The organism is Streptomyces sp. SID13726, from assembly GCF_010548375.1.
Classification (GTDB): Bacteria; Actinomycetota; Actinomycetes; order Streptomycetales; family Streptomycetaceae; genus Streptomyces.
Genome location: NZ_JAAGLY010000003.1, coordinates 746,084 through 762,351 on the forward strand (window position 1 = coordinate 746,084; position 16,268 = coordinate 762,351).

Consider the following 16,268-nt stretch of genomic DNA (forward strand, 5'->3'; position numbering starts at 1 on the left):
CGCGTCAGCCCCTCCGGAGCCGGAGGGTCAGCACCTGGAAGGGGCGCAGCGAGACCGCCACCCCGCCGTCGGAGACCTCGGCCGTCTCCTCCTCCAGCGGGCGCTCCAGCAGGTCGGTGATCTGGGCGCCGGCCAGCGGGAAGCCGGTACGCAGCACGCCGGTCGCACGGCCGCCGCCCGACTCGTAGAGCCGGACCACCACGTCACCGGAGCCGTCGTCGGCGAGCTTGACCGCCTCGACGGTCACACCCTCGCCGTCGACGGAGACGACCGGCTCGGGGGCACCGGCCGCGTCCGCCACCCGCAGCGGCAGGTTGAGGGAGTAGCCCTCGGCGACGGTGTCCTCGATGCTCGCGCCGGGCAGCAGCGAGTAGGTGAAGCGGTGCTTGCCCTGGTCGGCCTCCGGGTCCGGGATGCGCGGGGCGCGGACCAGGCTGAGCCGGACCGTGGTCGTCGTACCGCCGTCCTCACGGACCGTACGGGAGACGTCGTGGCCGTAGGTCGAGTCGTTGAGGACCGCGACGCCGTAGCCGGGTTCGCCGACGTGCACCCAGCGGTGGCCGGAGACCTCGAAGCGGGCCGCCTCCCAGCTGGTGTTGGTGTGGGTGGGGCGCTGGATGTGGCCGAACTGGATCTCCGCCGAGGAGTGCGCGGCCCGCACGTCCACCGGGAAGGCGGCCTTGAGGATCTTCTCGGCCTCGTGCCAGTCGATCTCGGTCTCGAAGTCGATGCGGGGGCTGTCGGCGCGCACGGTGATGGTCTGGGTGATCGTCGAGCCCTTGCCGAACGCACGCGTCACACGGATCGCGCCCAGCAGCGGGTCCTCCGACACGACCTCGATCGACGTGGGCTCCAGAAGATCCGTGTAGCGGTTCTTGTAGTGCTTGTCGATGTCCCAGGCGTCCCAGTAGTTCGGGAGGTCGGTGTGCAGACGGAGCAGGTTGCCCTTGTCGCCGAGGACCTCACGTCCGACGCGCAGGTCGACGACCGAGGAGAGGGTGCCGTCCTCGGCGACCTCCACGCGCACCAGGCCGTTGTCGAGGACGCGGCCCTGGGTGCGCACGGACTGCGCGGGCTCGGCGTCCGTCAGCGGCGCGCTGCCGTTCGCGGGCACCTCGACGTACGCCGGAGCGCCCTCGGCGGTGCGGACCACCTCGGCCCGGTCGAACGGGCTGGTGTTGAAGACCCGGGTGCCGCCGGCGCCCAGCGCGTGCACGGCCTCGGCGGTCAGCGCCTCCAGTTCCTCGGCGACCCGGGCGTACTCGGCCTCGGCCTCGCGGTGCACCCAGGCGATCGAGGAGCCGGGCAGGATGTCGTGGAACTGGTGCAGCAGGACCGTCTTCCACAGGCGGTCGAGCTTCTCGTACGGGTAGGAGTAGCCCGGCGCGTGCAGCGCGGCCGTGGTCGCCCACAGCTCGGCCTCGCGCAGCTTGTGCTCGGAGCGGCGGTTGCCCTGCTTGGTGCGGGCCTGCGAGGTGTAGGTGGCGCGGTGCAGCTCCAGGTAGAGCTCGCCCACCCAGACGGGGGCGTCCGGGTACTCGGCGCGGGCCTGGGCGAAGAAGTCGTCCGGGTGCTCGACGACGACCTTGGGTGAGCCTTCCAGGTCGGCGAGCCTGCGCGCGCGTTCCATGATCTCGCGGGTGGGGCCGCCACCGCCGTCGCCCCAGCCGAAGGGGGCCAGGGAGCGCTGACCGCCGCCCTTCTCCGAGTAGTTGCGGACCGCGCGGTCCATCTCCTCGCCGCTGAAGCGGGCGTTGTAGGTGTCGACGGGCGGGAAGTGCGTGAAGATGCGGGTGCCGTCGATGCCCTCCCACCAGAAGGTGTGGTGGGGGAACTTGTTGGTCTGGTTCCAGGAGATCTTCTGGGTGAGGAACCAGTCGTTGCCGGCCAGCTTGGCGAGCTGCGGGTAGGCGGCGGTGTAGCCGAAGGAGTCCGGCAGCCAGACGCCCTTGGTCTCGACGCCGAAGTGCTCGATGAAGAACCGCTTGCCGTGGATGAGCTGGCGGGCGATGGCCTCGCCGCCGGGCAGGTTGCCGTCGGCCTCGACCCACATGCCGCCGACCGGGGCCCACTGGCCCTTCTTCACGGACTCCTGGATGCGGGCCCAGACGTGCGGGTAGTTGTCGCGCACCCACTCGTACTGCTGGGCCTGGGAGCAGGCGAAGATGAAGTCGTCGTACTCGTCGGCGAGCGAGGTGACGTTGGAGAAGGTGCGGGACGTCTTGCGCTTGGTCTCGCGGATGGGCCAGAGCCAGGCGGAGTCGATGTGGGCGTGGCCGACACCGGAGATGGTGTGCGCGCTGGCGTTGGCCGGCTTGGCCAGCACGGGCGCGAGGACCTCGCGGACGGCGGCGGCGCTGCCGGCGACGTCGTCCAGGTCGAGGGCGTCCATGGCCCGGTCCAGGGCGTGCAGGATCTCGTGGCGGCGGGGCTCGTGCTCGGGGAGGTGGACCATCAGCTCGCGCAGGACCTGGAGGTCCAGGTCGAGGTGCCAGACGTTCTCGTCGAGGATCGCGAGGTCGGCGCGCTGGAAGGTGTAGATCGGCTCCGAGCCGGCCGTGAGCTTGTCGCCCATCGGCGTGATCTTGGAGAAGTTGTCCTTGAGGATGTCCGGGTTGGAGGCGGCCTCGACCAGGTAGTCGATCTGCTCGCCGCCGGTCGCCGGGTTGGCGATGGGGACGTACTGGTTGAGCGGGTTGACGGCCTTCAGGGGGCGGCCGTCGGGCAGGTGGACCAGGGCCTCGGCCTGGTTGCCGGGCCAGTCGCCGATGAAGCCCAGGTCGATGACGGCCTCGACGCGCTTCCCGGCCCACTCGGCGGGCACCTGGCCACGCATCCGGAACCAGGTGGTGCCCCAGGGCGGGCCCCAGGGGGTGTCCATCGCGAAGGGCGTGTAGCGGGCGGCCGCGGCCTCCTCGAAGGAGACCGGCTCGCCCGGCGCCTGCCAGGCCTCGACCTCGAAGGGGACGGTGTCGGCGTAGATCGCGGGCTTGATGCGCTGGTCGTGGGCGCGCTGTACGCGCTCCTCGATGCGGTTGCGTTCGTCGTGCATGAAGGGTCTCCAGGGAGGGAGAGGGCGAGCTGAGTTTAGAAAGCGCTTTCTAAAGGCCGTCGCTACTTAAGGTACGCGAGGCCCGGATGCACCGACGTGTAGCCCTCGACCAGCTTGCGGGCGACATTGACCGAGTCGACCAGCGGATGCAGCGCGAAGGCCTTCACCGCGGTCGCGCGCGAGGCGGATCCGGCGGCGGCCAGGACCTCGCGCTCGACGGCCTTGACCGAGCAGACCAGGCCGGAGGCGTGGTCGGGCAGCGGGGCGACGGAGACCGGGTGGGCGCCGTTGGCGTCGACCAGGCAGGGGACCTCGATGACGGCATCGTTGTCGAGCACCGAGAGCGTGCCCTGGTTGCGGACGTTCAGGATCAGCGTGGTGCGCTCGTCCCGGGCGATGGCCCGCATCAGGGCGAGGGCGACCTTCTCGTAGCCGCCGGAGAGGTCGTCGGCGTCGCGCTCGCCGGCGCCGGCCGCCTCCCGGTTCTCGGCCATGTAGGTGGCCTCGCGCTCGGCGCGGGTGCGGTCCCAGACGTCCAGCGCCTTCGCACCCGCGGCGCCGACCTCGTCGTAGAACCGTGCCTGCTGGTCGGCGAGGAAGGCCCCGCGGGTCTTCTCGGCCTGCTGGTAGGAGCGGACGGCCTCGCGGTTGAAGTAGTAGTAGTGCAGGTACTCGTTGGGGATCGCGCCCAGCGACTGGAGCCAGTCGACGCCGAAGAGCTTGCCCTCCTCGAAGGAGCCGAGCAGGTCGGGATCGGCGAGCAGGCGGGGCAGTTCGTCCCGGCCGGCGATCTTCAGGCCGCGGACCCAGCCGAGGTGGTTGAGGCCGACGTAGTCGATCCACGCCTCGTCGGGGTTGGCGCCGAGCACGCGCGCGATACGGCGGCCGAGGCCGACCGGGGAGTCGCAGATGCCGATGACGCGGTCGCCGAGGTGGCGGGACATGGCCTCGGTGACCAGGCCCGCGGGGTTGGTGAAGTTGATGACCCAGGCGTCGGGGGCGAGCCGCGCCACCCGCCGGGCGATGTCGACGGCCACGGGGACCGTGCGCAGGCCGTAGGCGATGCCGCCCGCGCCGACCGTCTCCTGGCCGAGGACGCCCTCGGCGAGGGCGACCCGCTCGTCATTGGCCCGGCCCTCCAGGCCGCCGACGCGGATCGCCGAGAAGATGAAGTCGGCGCCGCGCAGGGCCTCGTCGAGGTCGGTGGTGGCGGTCACCGAGGGGGCGTCGGGGACCTGGGCCGCCTGCTCGGCGAGCACGCGGGTCACCGCGGAGAGCCGGCCGGCGTCCAGATCGTGCAGGACGACCTCGGTCACCCGGCCCTCGGCGCGGTCCGTCAGCAGCGCGCCGTACACGAGCGGAACGCGGAAACCGCCGCCGCCGAGAATCGTCAGCTTCACCGGTGTCCTCCAGAGATGCTCCGGCGGGCGGGCCGGGGGTTGGTCGAGCGTGGGCGGAGCGCGTCGCGAGAACCGGGCACGCACAGCCTCCTTGCACTTGTCACACGGATCGTTCCTCTTGCGCGGAGCCGAGGGAGCGGGGTCATCCTCGTCCCTTTCCTGCCAGGACGACCTCGACGCCCGCCTCCTCCAGGGAGGACCGGGTCGCCGCGTCGACCGGCGCGTTCGTCACCACCACGTCCAGGTCCTCGGGGCCGCAGACCTTCGCCATGCCGGTGCCCGGGAACTTGGCCGTGTCGGCGAGCAGGACGACCTTGTCGCTCGCCTTGATCATGGCGCGTTTGACCGGCACCTCGACGACGGTCGTGTCCATCACCTGCCCGCCGGGGCGCACTCCGCTGGTGCCGAGGAAGAGCCAGTCGGCGTGCAGCTGGCGGAGGTTGTCCTCGGTGAGGAAGCCGACCAGGGAGCGGTACTCGCGGCGGACCATGCCGCCGAGCAGCACCAGTTCGATGCCCTCGTCGTCGGCGAGCTCCTCGTAGACCACCAGGTTGCTGGTGATCACGGTGAGCCGGCGGCCGTGCAGCTGCCGGGCCAGCCGGTAGGCGGTGGTGCCGATGTCGAGCAGCACGGACTGGCCGTCCGCGACCAGCGCGGCGGCACGGGCGGCTATCGCGTCCTTCTCGGCCACCCGCACCTCGGCGACCTCGGCGAAGGGCTGATCGCCCTCCTCGGCGCGCGCACCGCCGTGCACCCGGGTGAGCAGTCCGTCGTCCTCCAGCTTGACGAGGTCACGCCGAATGGTGGCGGGGCTCACACCGAGCTGCTCGGAGAGGTCGGTCACGGCCGCGGGGCCGCCCGAGCGCAGGGCCCGGAGGATGAGTTGGTGTCGTCGTTCTGCCAGCACGCCGCGAACACTACTCGTCATCTTCAATCATTTCTATGCTCAGTTCTGCTTAGGTATTGACCAATGTCGCCGAGCGGCGCACGATTCCCGTCATCGAAATTGACGAGTTTTGACGAGAGGCGCTCACGTGGACGACGACCGGCCCGAGGTGCTGCTGACCGGGCTGCTCTTCTACGACCTCGTCCTGACGGGTCTGGGAAAGCCTCCGACACCGGGCGAGGAGATCTGGACGGGCGGCATGGGCTGCGGCCCCGGCGGCATCGCCAACCTGGCGGTCGCCGCGTCCCGCTTCGGCCTGCGCACCTCCCTGGCCACGGTCTTCGGGGACGACTTCTACGGCGCCTACTGCCAGGAGGTCCTCGCAGGTCAGGAAGGTGTCGACCTCTCGCTCTCGCGGGTCGCGGACGGCTGGCACACCCCCGTCACCGTCGCCCTCGCGCACGGCCACGACCGGGCCCTGGTCACCCACGGCCAGGAGCCGCCGTACTCCCAGGACGCGCTGATGGGCGACCCGCCCGAGGCGCGTACCGCCCTGGTGCACCTGGAGGCCGAGCCGCGCGCCTGGCTCGCCAAGGCGGCCGCGAGCGGCACCCAGATCTACGCGGACGTCGGCTGGGACCCCACCCAGGAGTGGAGCACGGATCTGCTCGACCAGCTGGCGCTGTGCCACGCCTTCCTGCCCAACGAGGGCGAGGCGATGGCCTACACCCGCACCGACAGCGCGGTGGCGGCCCTCGGGACGCTCTCCGAGCTGGTGCCGGTGGCCGTGGTCACCCGCGGCGGGGACGGCGCGGTCGCCGTCGACCAGATCACCGGCGAGTACGCGGACGTCCCGGCGCTGGCCGTGGACGTGCTCGACGCCACGGGCGCGGGAGACGTCTTCGGCGCGAGCTTCGTCGCGGCCTCGCTCGGCGGCTGGCCGCTGGAGGAACGGCTGCGGTTCGCCGTCCTCGCCGCGGGTCTGTCCGTACGGCATCACGGCGGGGCCCTCGCGGCCCCGGGCTGGTACGGAGTGGACCAGTGGTGGCGCTCGCTCACGGACCCCGACCTGAGGCGGACGTACGGCTTCCTCGCGGACCGCATCCCGGCGGACGTCGGTCCACCGCTCCACTACGCGCCGGTCACACCACCGGCCCGGCCACCGCTCGCCGCGCACCCCGTCGCCCCACCCGACACCGCGCGGCAGCACTGATCCGCAAGCCCCCCACAAGCCCCTCGAATGCACGTCCCGAAAAGATCCGAAAGGCGGTGGGAGCTGTGCGGCTCTCACGAAGAGGCCTGCTCCGCGCGGGCCTGGGCGGTACAGCCGCCGCGGCACTCGGCGGCCTGGCGACCGGCTGTGCCGTTCCGACCGGCTCGACCGGCCGGAACATGGTCCTGTGGTACTGGAGCGGCGGTCTGAGCGACACGGTCGTCAAGAACGCCAAGGCGCGTTACGGCAGCTCCGTGCACCTGGAGGCCATCCAGATCGGCGGCCAGTACCGCTCCAAGCTCATCACCACCATCACCGGCCAGGCCCACATCCCCGACATCGCGGGGCTCAAGGGCGAGGACATGGCCGCCTATCTGCCGAACGCGGACCAGTTCATCGATCTGCGGACGCTGGGCGCGGAGAAGTACAAGGACCAGTACCTGTCCTGGAAGTGGGACCAGGGCATCGCCGACGACGGCACCATGGTCGGCTTCCCGATCGACTGCGGACCGGTCGCGCACTACTACCAGTACGACGTCTTCCGCAAGGCGGGACTGCCGTACGAGCCCGACGACGTGACGGAGGGGCTGGACACCTGGGAGAAGTTCTTCGACGCGGGCGTCCAGTTGGGCAAGCGCGTGTCGGGGGCGAAGCTGCTCACCGACATCAACTCGGTCTTCGAGAACGTCGTGCAGCAGGGCGCCAAGCGGTACGTCGACAAGGACCGCCACTTCATCGGCGACCAGGAACACGTGCGCCGGGCCTGGGCGTTGGCGGTCGAGGCCAAGCAGCGGAAGATCGTCTCCGATCTGGTCAGCGGCACCCCGGACCAGCTCTCCGCCATCCAGGACGGCAAGCTGCCGAGCCAACTCAACGCCTCCTGGGCCTCGTTCGACATCAAGAACGGTGTGCCGAAGACCAAGGGCAGGTGGCGGGTGGCACAGATGCCGGTGAGCCCCGCCAACAACGGCGGTTCGTTCCTCTCCATCACCAAGGCGTGCCGGGAGCCCCAGCAGGCCTTCGAGATCATCGCCTGGATGCTCAACGCGTCCAACCAGGCGCAGGGTTACGTGGACGCGGGCCTCTTCCCCTCGACGCCCGCCTCCTACGGACTCAAGCAGATGCAGGAGCCCGACCCCTTCTTCGGCGGCCAGGTCACGACCGACGTCTTCGGGCCGGCCGCGCAGAAGATCGTGGTCGCCTACAACAGCCCGTTCGACATCGCGCTCGGGCAGCCCCTGAAGGACGAGATCAAGAACGTCGGCGTCCTCGGCAAGGACCCCAAGAAGGCCTGGAGTGACGCCATGAGCAAGTGCCGTCGCATCGCGAAGCACCTGGGGGTGAGCTACTGATGGCCGTCCTCGAGCAGACCGCGCCCACGGTGACCCAGCCCTCCCCGGCCGGGCCCAAGAAGGGCTTCCGCAAGTACTGGCACCTCTACGCCGCGATCTCCCCCTTCTATCTGATCTTCCTCGCCTTCGGCCTCTTCCCCGTCGGCTTCTCGCTCTACCTGTCCTTCCACCGCTGGGACGGCCTCGGCTCCATGGAGTGGGCCGGGCTCTCGCAGTACCAGTACCTGCTGAGCGACAGCGACTTCTGGAACTCGATCGGCAACACGATCATCATCTGGGCGCTGGCCACCTTCCCGATGATCTTCCTCGCGATGATCACGGCCGTGATGCTCAACTCGGCGGTCCGCTTCAAGGGCCTGTACCGGGTCGCGTACTTCCTGCCGAACGTCACCTCGGTCGTCGCCATCGCCATCGTCTTCGGCTCGATCTTCTCCACCAACGCCGGCATGGTGAACGCCGTCCTGCACGCGGTCGGGATCGACCAGGTGGCCTGGCTGAACACCCCGTGGGGCATCAAGGTCACCATCGCGGCCCTGATGACCTGGCAGTGGACCGGCTACAACGCCATCATCTTCCTCGCCGGACTCCAGACCATCCCGAGCGAGCTGTACGAGGCGGCGCGGGTGGACGGCGCGGGCCCGATCCAGACCTTCTTCCGGATCACGCTCCCGCTGCTGCGGCCCACCCTGCTGTTCGTGCTCGTCGTCTCGACGGTCACGGGCCTGCAGAGCTTCTCCGAACCACAGGTCCTGCTCCAGACCTCGTCCAACGACTCGACGTTCGCGGGCGGTCCGGGCCACTCGGGCCAGACGATGGTCCTCTACTTCTTCCAGCAGACCTTCGACAACAACGACTTCGGGTACGGAGCCGCGGTGGCCTGGGGCATCTTCCTCGTCGTCGTGCTCTTCTCGATCATCAACTGGCGCCTCGTGCAGCGCCGGGGCGACTAGGAAGGGCCCAGCATGTCTTCCATCAAGGAGTCCCGGACCTCTCTCAAGGGGCCAGGCATCAAGGGATCAGGTGTCAAGGGATCAGGCATCAAGGGGTCCCGCCGCAGAGGGATCGCGCTGCATCTCCCACTGATCATCGGCACACTGATCTCGGCCTTCCCGTTCTACTGGGCCGTGATCATGTCCACCCACAGCTCGACGGAGATCTTCTCCTACCCGCCGAAGCTGCTGCCGGGCACGCACTTCCTGGAGAACGTCCGCAACCTGTTCGACGCCATCGACTTCTTCGGGTCGATGTGGAACTCGCTGCTGGTCGCGGCGTCGGTGACCTTCCTGGTCCTGCTCTTCGACTCGCTGGCGGCCTTCGTCTTCGCCAAGTTCGAGTTCCCCGGCAAGAACGTGCTGTTCGGGCTGCTCATGGTCATCTTCATGGTGCCCGCGCAGCTGTCGGTCATCCCGCAGTTCGTCATCATGGCCAAGATCGGCTGGATCGGCTCGATGACCGCGCTGATCGTGCCGGCCGCCGCCAACGCCTTCGGCATCTTCTGGATGCGCCAGTACATGAAGACGGCCATCCACGACGAACTGCTCGACGCCTCCAAGCTGGACGGCGCCAACTTCCTGCGCCAGTACTGGCACGTGGCCCTCCCGGTGGTCCGGCCCGGCCTCGCCTTCCTCGGCATCTTCACCTTCATGGGCCAGTGGAACGACTTCGCCTGGCCCCTGATCGCCCTGACCAACCCGAACAACGTGACCCTCCAGGTCGCGCTGTCCCAGCTCAACGGCACCCACGGCACCACCGACTACGGCATCGTGATGACCGGCGCCCTGCTCGCCCTCATCCCGCTGCTGATCGTGTTCGCGATCGGTGCCAAGCAGATCATCGGCGACCTCGCGAAGGGAGCCGTACGCGGATGACGGACGATCCCCTGATCGCCCTGCGCCCCTGGGAGTCACCCGAGGTGACCTCCTGGGGGCGGCTGCCCATGAACGCCGTCGACCGGCGCTCCGGAGCACTCCCCCTGGACGGCGACTGGAGTTTCCAGCTGCTGCCCACTCCGGACGCACCGGTCGGCGGCTCCTGGTCGAGCGCCCGGGTCCCCGGCGTGTGGACCATGCAGGGCACGGACGACCTGCCGCGGTACCTCAACGTCCGCATGCCGTTCCCCGACTTCCCGCCGCACTCCCCCGCGGCGAATCCCACGGGCGTCTACGAGCGTGCGGTGGACGTCCCCGCCGAGTGGGCCGGCCGCCGGATCGTGCTCCAGGTCGGGGCCGCCGAGAGCGTGCTCCTCGTGCACGTGGACGGGCGGCCCGTCGGAATCTCCAAGGACTCCCACCTGGCGGCCGAGTTCGATCTGACGGGACTGGTGCGCGCCGGCGAGCGGAGCGTCGTACGGCTGACCGTGGTCAAGTGGTCGGACGCCTCGCACATCGAGGACCAGGACCAGTGGTGGCACGGCGGGATCACCCGGTCCGTCCTGCTGTACGCGACGGACCCGCTGCATCTGTCCGACGTGACCGTGCGGGCTTCCCGGGACGGCTCGCTGCGCGTCGACTGCACCGTGCGGGACGCGGCCGGCGCGCTGCCCGAGGGGTGGTACGTCAGCGGGGAGCTGGACGGGCTCGCGCTGGCGCAGGACACGGAGTTCGACCGGTTCAACCGGGAGGACGACCGGGTCTCCGACTTCCTCGGCGAGGCGCGGATGCGGGCCGTCGTCGAGGACGTGCGCACCTGGAACGCCGAGACGCCCGAGCTGTACCCGCTCACCGTCCGGCTGCACCGCGCCGACGGCACGGTCGCCGACACCCACCGGCACCGGATCGGCTTCCGGGACGTCGAGATCACCGGCCGGGACCTGCTGGTCAACGGCGAGCGGGTGTTCATCAGGGGCGTGAACCGGCACGACTTCCACCCGCTGACCGGGCGGACGGTGTCGTACGACGACATGCGCGCGGACCTGATCACGATGAAGCGCTTCGGGTTCAACGCGATCCGCACCTCGCACTACCCGGGCGACCCCGCGCTCTACGACCTCGCCGACGAGCTGGGTTTCTACGTCGTCGACGAGGCGGACATCGAGTCGCACGACCACGCCCACGAGATCGCCGACGACCCGCGCCATCTGAACGCCTTCGTGGACCGGGTCTCGCGGATGGTGCTGCGGGACAAGAACCATCCGTCGGTCATCGTGTGGTCGCTGGGCAACGAGTCCGACTACGGCGCCAACCACGACGCCGCGGCGGGCTGGGTGCGCCGGCACGACCCGACGCGGCCGGTCCAGTACGAGGGCGCCGCCAAGCTCGACTGGGCGGCCACCGACGACGCGACCGACATCGCCTGCCCCATGTACGCCTCGCTGGAGGAGTGCGTGGAGCACGCGCTCTCCGGACGGCAGACCAAGCCGCTGATCTGGTGCGAGTACTCCCACGCGATGGGCAACAGCAACGGCACGCTCGCGGACCATTGGGCGGCCATCGAGTCAACGCCAGGTCTTCAGGGCGGGTTCATCTGGGAGTTCTGGGACCACGGCATTCTCCAGCGTGTGAACGACGGCAGACCGGTCGGACGTGGGGGCGTCGGGCTCTATGACAACGGTGTCGCCGCGCCCGGGTACCGGTGGGCGTACGGCGGCGACTTCGGCGAACCCGATCACGACGGCGCCTTCATCGCCGACGGCGTGGTCTTCCCCGACCGCACGCCCAAGCCGGTGATGTACGAGCACCGGGAGATCGCGGCGCCGGTGCGCATCGAGTGCTTCCGGCACGAGGGCATCGTGCTCGGCAACCACCAGCACTTCCGGGGCCTTTCGTGGCTGGCCGGTACGTGGGAGCTGTCCCTGGCCGACGGCGGCACGGTCACCGCGCCCGCCGAGCTGCCCGATCTGCGGCCCGGGGAGACGGCGGCGGTGCCGCTGCCCTTCGACCTGCCCGAGGACGGCGGCGAGGCCTGGCTGACCCTGCGGGTGACGACCGCGGGTGACGAGCCCTGGGCGCCGCGCGGCACGGTGGTGTGCGTGCCGCAGGTACGGCTGCGGGAGGCTTCGCCACAGCCGGCCGCGACCGTGCGGGAGCGTGCCGTCGAGGTCGACGACGACGGTCTCCTGGTCCACCCTCTGCTCACCTCGGCGCCCACGCTCTCGCTGTGGCGGGCGCCCACCGACAACGACGAGCTCGGCGGCATGGCACCGCGCTGGCGGGACTGGGGCCTGGACGCCCTGGTGCGCAAGGTCGCCGACGTGCGCCGGGCGGACGGACGCGTCACCGTGCACGCCGAGTACGCCTCCGAGGCGGGTGTCGTCCGCCATGTGCAGGTCTTCACCGCGGTCGAGGGCGGGGTACGCGTCGAGGAGTCGGCCGAGCTGCCGGAGACCCTCGCCGACGTGGCCCGGGTCGGCTCCGTGTTCGAGACGGTCGCCGGGCTCGACCTGATGGAGTGGTACGGACAGGGCCCCTGGGAGTCGTATCCGGACCGCGCCTTCGGGGCGCCGGTCGGGCATCACTCGGTGCCCGTGGACGAGCTGTTCACCCCCTATCTGCGCCCGCAGGAGAGCGGTGGCCGGCACGGTGTACGGCACTTCACGCTCTCGGCGCCGGACGCCACCGGTCTCACGGTCGTCCTGGACGAACCCCGCCAGGTCGGCGTGGCCCGGTACCGGGCCGCGGACCTCACCGCCGTGGCCCACCACGACGAACTCGTCCCGCGGACCGGCTGCGTGGTGCACATCGACGCGGCCCACCGCGGCCTCGGCACCGCCTCGTGCGGCCCCGACACCTTCGCCTCCTATCTCGTCGCGCCGGGCGTCCACCGCTGGAGCTGGACGCTGCGCGCGCTCTGATCCCCCTCTGACTTTCACGTCATGTCTTGGAGCACACGTGTGTACTTCGCATGAGCACGACCACGGCCAGGAGGCCGCGCAGGCCGGTGCCGGCCGGCGCGGTTTCCTGCGGGCCACGGCGCTGCTGGGCGCCGCGGCCACGGCGGGCGCCGTCCTGCCCGTCGCCGCGGCCGGGACCGCTTCGGCGTCCTCGTCCGGCTGGCGTCCCGACACCGGCAGCCGGCGTTTCACGCTCGCCGTGATGCCCGACACCCAGTACCTCTTCGACGGGCCGAGCATCGACAAGGCGCCGGTCGAGGCCTCGCTGCGGTATCTGCTGGAGCACGGGAAGGACGAGAACATCGTCTTCCTGTCCCACCTCGGCGACCTCACCCAGAACGGCGCGGCGGCCGAGTTCGCCGCGATCGGCGAGGCCTTCGAGCTGCTCGACCGGCGGGGCGTCGGCTACAGCGTCCTCGCGGGCAACCACGACGTGAAGTCGTCCACCACCGACCAGCGCGGCGCGTCCCCCTACCTGGACGAGTTCGGGCCGTCCCGGTTCAAGAAGCACAAGACCTTCGGCGGCGCGTCCGCCGACGGCTACAACACCTACCACCTGTTCAAGGCCGCGGGCCGGGAGTGGATGGTCCTCGCGCTGGACTGGCGGCTCTCGGACCAGGGGTACGCCTGGGCGAAGAGCGTCCTGGCCGCGCACCCGAAGACGCCGGTGGTCCTGACCACGCACGAACTCGTCGTCGGGGACGACCAGTTGTCGGCGTACGGGCAGCAGCTGTGGGACCAGCTGGTCAAGGACCACGACCAGATCTTCCTCGCCCTGGGCGGGCACTACTGGCCGGCCGGTCGGGCGGTCCGCAAGAACACGGCGGGCCACGACGTCCACCTGCACCTCACGAACTACCAGAACCGGTACTTCGGCGGCGCGGCCATGATCCGCCTGTACCGCTTCGACCTCGACCGCGGGGTGATCGACGTGGAGACGGTCTCCCCGTGGATCCTCGGCCGGGCCAAGAAGGGCCTCAACGAGCTGGAGCGGCAGGAGATCGAACTCAGCGGCGACGCCGACCGGTTCTCGGTCGACATCGACTTCGCCGCGCGCTTCGCCGGGTTCGACCCGGTGCCCGCGCGTGCGGCGCGGCCGGCGTCGAGGATGCTGATCCCGGGCACGGCCGCGTACTGGCGCTTCGAGTCGGCGGTGTCCGGCACGGTCCGCGACCTCTCCGGCCGGGGCAACGACCTCACCGTGGTGTCGGTGGGCGGCGGCAAGCTGGGCTGGTCCGCGGACCACCACCCCGACCAGCCGGGCCACGGCAGCCTGGAGTTCCAGGGCTGGAAGTCACCGCTGAAGGGCGCCTATCTCCAGACGGTCGACAAGGCGCCGCTCAACTCGGCGGTGTTCAAGGACGGTTACACCATCGAGCTGTTCTACCGCATGCCCGCCGACTGGGACCCGGACCACAACGCCTGGGCGGGACTGGTCAGTCGGCGCGGTACGGGCGGCGCGGCCGGCAAGACGGGTGACGACCCCGACGAGCCGATCGCCACCCTCTCGCTCTCCAACGACCGTGAGCCGCAGTGGGCCATGCGCCCGCTCAACCAGCAGGGCATCGCCACCAACTGGGGCCAGGAGACACCCCTGGAGACCTGGTGGCACCTCGCCGTCGTCAACGACGGCAAGCACACCACGCTGTACGTCCAGGGCTGCCCGGTGGTCCGCAACCCCAGGGCGTCCGCCGTCGGGATCACGTCGGTCGGCGAGCCGTGGCTGCTCGGCGGCTACACCTACGCCGACAAGATCGACCAGATCTTCTACGGCCGCCTCGGCGACGTCCGGATCGTGTCGCGGGCGCTGCCCGTCTCGTCCTTCATGACCCACTGACCTCCGAGGACCACTGTGACCGAGCAGCAGCTCCCCTCCTGGGCCGACCCGTCCGTCAACCCCGCCGACCTGGACGCGCAGGGCGTCTCCAGACGTGGACTCCTGCGCCGCGCGGGCCTGTTCGGCGCCGCGTTCGCGCTCGGGTCGGCGACTCCGGCGCTGGCCGCGCCCGCCAGGACCTTCGGCGGCGACGACCCGCGCCTGGCCTATCTGGTCGGCGACCACCACATCCACTCCGTGTACAGCCACGACGCCAAGTACACGTTCTCCCAGCAGGCGAAGGCCGCCGCGAAGTACGGCCTCGACTGGATGGTCTTCAACGAGCACTCCAACTTCGGGCACGCGAGTTACGGCGCGAAGCTGGAGCACGCGGAGATCGTCAAGGCCCGTGCGGAGAACCCGCGTCAGCTGATCTTCCAGGGCCTGGAGTGGTACATCCCGGCTGCCGAGCACTGCACGGTCTTCGCGGCTCCCGGCCCCCACGAGACCGACCTGCTCACGAAGTTCGAGCTCGCCTACGACGGCAAGCTCCTCGGCTACGACAAGGGCGGGGCCGCCGACGCGGACACCGCCCGCAACGAGGCGCACGCCGTGAAGGCCATCAAGTGGCTGGCGGAGCAGCGTCGTTCGGGCTACGTCGACGACGTCCTCGTGCTCGCCAACCACCCGCTGCGGCTCGGCATCGACTCCCCGCACGAGATGCGGAACTGGCGGGACGCGGCCCCCGAGATCATGATCGGCATGGAGGGCGCGCCGGGCGCCCAGGGTGCGGCGATCCCGGGCTGGCGTGCCTCGACATCCATCCGCGGCGAGTACGAGAACAAGCCGTCGGCGCAGTCGTGGGCGGGCTATCCGGCCGAGGCGTATCTGACGTACGGCGGTTTCGACTGGGCGACGGCGACCGTCGGCGGGCTGTGGGACTCGATGCTGGCGGAGGGCCGCCTGTTCTCGATCACCACGAACTCCGACAACCACCGCACGGTCTTCGACACCTGGGCGAACGGCGCCTGGCCGGCCGGGCAGAACTTCGACAACACCGGCAAGCTGCCCGACCCGGTGAACACCGACACCCCGCAGCCCGGCAGCGACTTCTGGCCGGGCGAGTTCAGCCGCACCCACGTCGGCGTGACCCGCTACGGCTACCGCTCGGTGATGGCGGGCCTGCGCGCGGGCCGCGTCTGGGTGGACCACGGGCACCTGCTGGACGGGCTCGACGTGCGGGTCAAGCGGGACTGCGACGCGGGCCGCGGTGTCACGCTGGGCGGCCGGCTGCGCGTCCGCAAGGGCGAGAGGATCACGCTCCACGTGACGGTCACGACCGCCTCCCGCCCCAACCCCCAGGGAATCCTCCCCGAGTTGGCCCACGTGGACGTGATCCGGGGCGCGGTGCGCGGTCCGGTGACCGACCGCGACACCTGGAAGGCGCCCGCCACCAAGGTCGTACAGACCAAGGACGTCTCCGGCCGCAAGGGCACGTACACCCTGCGCATCCCCGTCACCGCCGGTGCCGAGTCCTTCTACCTCCGCCTCCGCGGCAGCGACGGCAACCGCCACGGCACGGGCTACCTCGGCGCCTCGGTCGACCCGCACGGGCCGATCCCGCACGCGCCGGGGGACGGGGATCCTTGGGCGGACACGTGGTTCTACTCGAATCCGGTGTTCGTGGACGTGGCGGGTTCCTGACGGAGCGTCACCCCGCT

10 protein-coding genes are annotated in these 16,268 nt (G+C 70.4%); 7 read left to right on the plus strand and 3 right to left on the minus strand.

All coding sequences use genetic code 11. The features are described 5' to 3' along the window. Nucleotides 1–4 precede the first annotated feature (4 nt). The 3 genes from G3I78_RS10685 to G3I78_RS10695 form a co-directional block, all read right to left on the minus strand. Nucleotides 5–3,052: a glycoside hydrolase family 38 C-terminal domain-containing protein gene (locus G3I78_RS10685; RefSeq protein WP_164422805.1), complete on the minus strand. Its 3,048-nt coding sequence runs from the start codon at nucleotides 3,050–3,052 to the stop codon at nucleotides 5–7. Between the two features lie 62 nt (nucleotides 3,053–3,114). Continuing rightward, the gene (locus G3I78_RS10690; protein ID WP_164422807.1) at nucleotides 3,115–4,452 is read right to left on the minus strand and encodes a 6-phospho-beta-glucosidase; all 1,338 of its coding nucleotides are present in this window, start codon (nucleotides 4,450–4,452) and stop codon (nucleotides 3,115–3,117) included. A 142-nt stretch (nucleotides 4,453–4,594) separates the two neighbouring features. Then, nucleotides 4,595–5,359 carry a DeoR/GlpR family DNA-binding transcription regulator gene (locus G3I78_RS10695; protein WP_164422809.1) on the minus strand — a complete coding sequence of 255 codons (765 nt, stop codon included), beginning with the start codon at nucleotides 5,357–5,359 and terminating at the stop codon, nucleotides 4,595–4,597. Between the two features lie 127 nt (nucleotides 5,360–5,486). On the opposite strand from G3I78_RS10695, the gene G3I78_RS10700 reads away from it, so the two are divergent. The 7 genes from G3I78_RS10700 to G3I78_RS10730 all read left to right on the plus strand — a co-directional run bounded on the left by G3I78_RS10700 (nucleotide 5,487) and on the right by G3I78_RS10730 (nucleotide 16,251). Beyond that, on the plus strand, nucleotides 5,487–6,551 hold the full coding sequence (locus G3I78_RS10700; protein WP_164422810.1) for a carbohydrate kinase family protein: 1,065 nt from the start codon (nucleotides 5,487–5,489) through the stop codon (nucleotides 6,549–6,551). A gap of 65 nt (nucleotides 6,552–6,616) precedes the next feature. Then, entirely contained in the window at nucleotides 6,617–7,903 is a 1,287-nt protein-coding gene (locus G3I78_RS10705) for an extracellular solute-binding protein (protein ID WP_164422812.1), read from the plus strand. Further along, nucleotides 7,903–8,853, plus strand: coding sequence for a sugar ABC transporter permease (locus G3I78_RS10710; protein WP_164422814.1), 951 nt, complete (start codon nucleotides 7,903–7,905; stop codon nucleotides 8,851–8,853). Before G3I78_RS10705 ends, G3I78_RS10710 begins: the two co-directional genes overlap by 1 nt. Before the next feature lie 12 nt (nucleotides 8,854–8,865). Then, nucleotides 8,866–9,771, plus strand: a complete 906-nt coding sequence (locus G3I78_RS10715) for a carbohydrate ABC transporter permease (RefSeq protein WP_164422817.1) — start codon at nucleotides 8,866–8,868, stop codon at nucleotides 9,769–9,771. Continuing rightward, nucleotides 9,768–12,692 carry a glycoside hydrolase family 2 TIM barrel-domain containing protein gene (locus tag G3I78_RS10720; protein ID WP_164422819.1) on the plus strand — a complete coding sequence of 975 codons (2,925 nt, stop codon included), beginning with the start codon at nucleotides 9,768–9,770 and terminating at the stop codon, nucleotides 12,690–12,692. The genes G3I78_RS10715 and G3I78_RS10720 overlap by 4 nt, the downstream gene beginning before the upstream one ends. 37 nt (nucleotides 12,693–12,729) lie before the next feature. Continuing rightward, nucleotides 12,730–14,568, plus strand: coding sequence for a LamG-like jellyroll fold domain-containing protein (locus tag G3I78_RS10725; RefSeq protein WP_164422821.1), 1,839 nt, complete (start codon nucleotides 12,730–12,732; stop codon nucleotides 14,566–14,568). Nucleotides 14,569–14,583: 15 nt separating this feature from the next. Then, nucleotides 14,584–16,251: a histidinol-phosphatase gene (locus G3I78_RS10730; RefSeq protein WP_164422823.1), complete on the plus strand. Its 1,668-nt coding sequence runs from the start codon at nucleotides 14,584–14,586 to the stop codon at nucleotides 16,249–16,251. The last annotated feature ends 17 nt before the right edge of the window (nucleotides 16,252–16,268 follow it).

What these genes read in the sequence shown, in the direction of transcription:
- G3I78_RS10685 (WP_164422805.1), bottom strand. Translation starts at nt 3,052, where the DNA reads ATGCACGACGAACGCAACCGCATCGAGGAGCGCGTACAGCGCGCCCAC.
- G3I78_RS10710 (WP_164422814.1), top strand. Translation starts at nt 7,903, where the DNA reads ATGGCCGTCCTCGAGCAGACCGCGCCCACGGTGACCCAGCCCTCCCCG.
- G3I78_RS10715 (WP_164422817.1), top strand. Translation starts at nt 8,866, where the DNA reads ATGTCTTCCATCAAGGAGTCCCGGACCTCTCTCAAGGGGCCAGGCATC.
- G3I78_RS10720 (WP_164422819.1), top strand. Translation starts at nt 9,768, where the DNA reads ATGACGGACGATCCCCTGATCGCCCTGCGCCCCTGGGAGTCACCCGAG.